General features: G+C 34.9%; 1 protein-coding gene. It reads right to left on the bottom strand.

Going from position 1 to position 255, the window contains the following annotated elements; all coding sequences use genetic code 11:
* Positions 1 to 211: hypothetical protein (locus ACHRV0_RS21700; protein ID WP_395442534.1), on the bottom strand; the 211-nt coding region annotated here is incomplete at its 3' end.
* Positions 212 to 255 lie beyond the last annotated feature (44 nt).

Here is a 255-nt window from a genome sequence, read left to right as displayed (position 1 = left end):
TGGTAGTACCCCAACCTGGATCATTACCAATATTTGCAGATGCGCCCGCAATACTTTTTCCTTGATAAAAATATTCAACAGTAGGGGAACAACCATAGTATTTTGGCGCAGACCAAGCTGCATTCCAATCAAATGTATCTTTAGGCTGGCAGCTGGCAAATAAACCAATGATTAAAAAACAGTATATAAAAAAACTAGTTTTTGGGCGCATAAATTTCTCTTTTAAATTATTTTTCTTGCCAATAATCTAATTCT

The sequence above is a fragment of the Flavobacterium sp. FlaQc-30 genome (assembly GCF_044005885.1).
Taxonomy (GTDB): Bacteria; Bacteroidota; Bacteroidia; order Flavobacteriales; family Flavobacteriaceae; genus Flavobacterium.
This window is presented reverse-complemented; position numbering and strand designations above follow the sequence as displayed.